4 protein-coding genes are annotated in these 3,111 nt (G+C 56.6%); 3 read left to right on the top strand and 1 reads right to left on the bottom strand.

Annotation, left to right across the window (positions count from 1 at the left end):
* Positions 1 to 134: 134 nt before the first annotated feature.
* Positions 135 to 1,028 carry an ornithine carbamoyltransferase gene (locus QZ377_RS12545; protein ID WP_291441574.1) on the bottom strand — a complete coding sequence of 298 codons (894 nt, stop codon included), beginning with the start codon at positions 1,026 to 1,028 and terminating at the stop codon, positions 135 to 137.
* A 270-nt stretch (positions 1,029 to 1,298) separates the two neighbouring features.
* Between QZ377_RS12545 and QZ377_RS12540 the strand changes: the two genes are divergently transcribed.
* The 3 genes from QZ377_RS12540 to QZ377_RS12530 form a co-directional block, all read left to right on the top strand.
* Positions 1,299 to 1,955 (top strand): HAD family hydrolase, encoded by a 657-nt coding sequence (locus QZ377_RS12540; protein WP_291441573.1) that lies wholly within the window; start codon positions 1,299 to 1,301, stop codon positions 1,953 to 1,955.
* A gap of 2 nt (positions 1,956 to 1,957) precedes the next feature.
* Positions 1,958 to 2,680, top strand: a complete 723-nt coding sequence (locus tag QZ377_RS12535) for a 4Fe-4S binding protein (protein ID WP_291441571.1) — start codon at positions 1,958 to 1,960, stop codon at positions 2,678 to 2,680.
* Between the two features lie 189 nt (positions 2,681 to 2,869).
* Positions 2,870 to 3,111: homoserine O-succinyltransferase (locus QZ377_RS12530; RefSeq protein WP_291441569.1), on the top strand; the 242-nt coding region annotated here is incomplete at its 3' end.

Raw genomic sequence — 3,111 nt, 5'->3', positions numbered from 1 at the left:
AGGTTGCCTGTGCTTGCCTCGCAGCAGGTATTTTTTCGTCCTTAAAGACTCCCGGAAATGGCATACCCGCCACCCCACGCACGATTATCTGCGTCGTTAAGGCCTGGCGGCATTATAAACAGGGCCGTTTCAGGTCAGGAATCGTCATTATCCAGAAACACCCAATGCAGCATGCGCTTGTGCACCCGCAGACGGTATTCAGACTGCTGGATAAGCATGGACGCCTTGTTATTGCGCAGGATGTCATTTTCTACCCGGATGGCATTGATGGGCGGCGCGCTGAGCATGATGCGCACATGGGGCGCCGCCCTGGAGAGCAGCTCGCTGCAAATGTTCCACCGCACATGTTCCTCTTCCGTGAGGCCCTTGCGGCAGCCTGCAAAAACATAGTCTGCACCCTTTACGGCTTCTTCCGGGGTATCCACAAAAGTCACGTCCGTTCCCAGTTCGGCAACTATCCTTTTCAGGGGGGCCGGGTCTACATGCGAAGGCAAGGCCACACGCAGGCTGAAGGGGAACCATGCCGTGGCTTCCACAAGTGAATGCAGGGTCCCGTTGAGGCAGCCAAGCCAGCCGCAGGTAACGTTGCCGAGATTACGCGAATTGCGCAGCATGCAGGCAATATCCGCCAGAGAGTGCGCCGGATGCGCATCCGGACTGCCGGCATTAATAAGGGGGAAGCTCAGGTCGATTCTGGCAGGATCCCAGGAAGCGACGGGCAGGCCATAGGTATACAGGCAATCCACATAATAACTGAAGATAGGCATGAGCTGTTCGCGGTATTCGGCAAGCTCCGAGCGCCATACGCTGCGGTTGCCCTCATACACCACGGCCCCGCCCAACTGCCGCACGGCAGCAGACACGCAAAGCCTTTCCGGCAGCGAATGCTGGGCAAAAATGAGCACAGCTACACGCTCCGTCATGAAGTTCGTTCTGGTCTTGGCCTCCGGCATGCCTATGGCTTGCTGCACAAGCAGCCAGCACGCCTTTTCTCCCAGCTTTCTGATGGTCAGAATATGTCGAGCCATAAATCCTCCGTGACGGGCGTCACATACGTTGATTCTGCCCGGTGCTATGACCTTAACAAGCTGCCATGCCTCTGTCCAGAAGTACTGCGCAAGGTCTTGACAGCATATGATAAATGTCTCGCGCAAAAACATGCCGCCGTCATCGGCATTTTACAGAACACTACAGGCCGCGCAAAGCTCTCTGTTTTTTGATCACGATGCGGGCTTGTGATTCATGGTACTTTTCCGCTACACTGTTTTTACTGCTGCAAAGAATACATGGGAGATTTGATGAGAGTCTTTTTCTTTGATCTGGACGGAACCCTGCTTGATACGCTTGGCGATATCGGCAATGCCTGCAATACCATACTGGCCCGGCACGGTTACCCCATACACCCCCTGGCGGACTACAGACGCTTTGTGGGACGAGGCTTTGACAAGCTGGTACGCGATACGCTGCCTGCCGCAGCAGAGCTTGAAGCCCCGGCCCTGGCACAACTGGTGGAAGAAACCCGCCAGCACTACGGCCGCCATATGTATGACACCACCCGCCCCTATGCAGGCATCCTTCCGGCGCTGGAAACCCTGGCCGCCAAAGGATGCCCGCTGGCCGTGCTTTCCAACAAGCCGGAAGAACACACCGTGGAGCTGGTGAAGCGCTACTTTCCTTCCATTCCGTTCGCCCTTGTACGCGGCGGCAGAAAAAATGTTCCCCTTAAGCCAGAACCGCACGCCCTGCTGGACATGGCTGAAACAATGCATACATCTGTGGCCCGGGTCTTGTACGTGGGCGATAGTGACGTGGATGTGCAGACCGCGCGCAATGCGGGTACAACGTCAGTGGGTGTGGCCTGGGGTTTTCGCGGCCCTGCGGAACTGCGCGCCGCCGGAGCCGACCATATCATCGACACCCCGTCCCAACTGATTGAACTGACGGTGGAGATATAGCCATGGCAAAGCGTCTTATTATTGAAATTGACGAAGACAAGTGCAACGGCTGCGGCCAATGCGTGCTGGACTGTGCCGAAGGTGCACTGGCCATAGTGGACGGCAAAGCAAAGCTCATACGGGACTCGTACTGCGACGGCCTTGGTGCATGTCTTAGCTGTCCTGAAGGCGCTCTGCAGCTTATCGAACGCGAAGCTGAAGAGTTTGATGAAGAAGCGGCCCTGACCGCCAAGGCTGAACGCGAAGGAACAGCCCCCGCTCATACAGGACACGGGCCGCAGGGCATGATGCCCAGGCCGGGCGGATGCCCAGGCAGCATGGCGCGTGCCCTCAAACCCCTCTCCCCCGTTACGGCGGCTGCCAATCCCGGACTTGCCGTGGATCTGCCCTCCTGGCCGATCCAACTGCGCCTTGTTCCTCCCACAGCCCCGTTTCTCAAGGGTGCTCAGGTGCTGCTGGCCGCCCACTGTGCCGGTTTTGCCCTGCCCAATCTGCATAAAGACTGGCTTGCCGGACGCATACCTGTTATTGCCTGTCCCAAGCTGGAAGACAATGCCGCCCTTTTGGAAAAGCTCACGGCCATCATAAAATCGGGACAAATTGCGGGCCTTACGGTGCTGCGCATGAGTGTGCCGTGCTGTGGCGGACTTGAACGCCTGGCCGAGCAGGCCCTTAAAGACGCGCAAAGTGATCTGAAAATGGAATGTCATGTGGTCAAGCTGTAGCTGTAGACAACAAAAAAACGCAGATGCCGGCGTTAAAAAACAACGCCTGCTATAGCGTCTTGACAAAACATATCTAATTGCTATGTTTTAAGGGCGGGTCCCGCCGCACTTGCGCGGGACCCGCCAGCGGTACGACAGCCATAACATTGCGCTGCACCGCGTTGCAACTTTAGTGTCAAGGAAGAGGATATGCCCATTAAGATCCCGGCGGACTTGCCCGCCTGCGCCGCCCTGGAAAGTGAAAACATCTTCGTAATGACCGAAGACCGCGCAGTCGCTCAGGACATACGCCCTCTGGAAATAGTCATCGTCAACCTCATGCCCACCAAAATCGCCACTGAAACACAGTTGCTGCGGCTTTTGGGCAACTCTCCTCTTCAGGTCAACATTACCTTGCTGCGTACCGAGGCGCATGAATCCAAAAACACACC

Source organism: Desulfovibrio sp., from assembly GCF_019424165.1.
GTDB lineage: Bacteria > Desulfobacterota > Desulfovibrionia > Desulfovibrionales > Desulfovibrionaceae > Desulfovibrio.
This window is presented reverse-complemented; position numbering and strand designations above follow the sequence as displayed.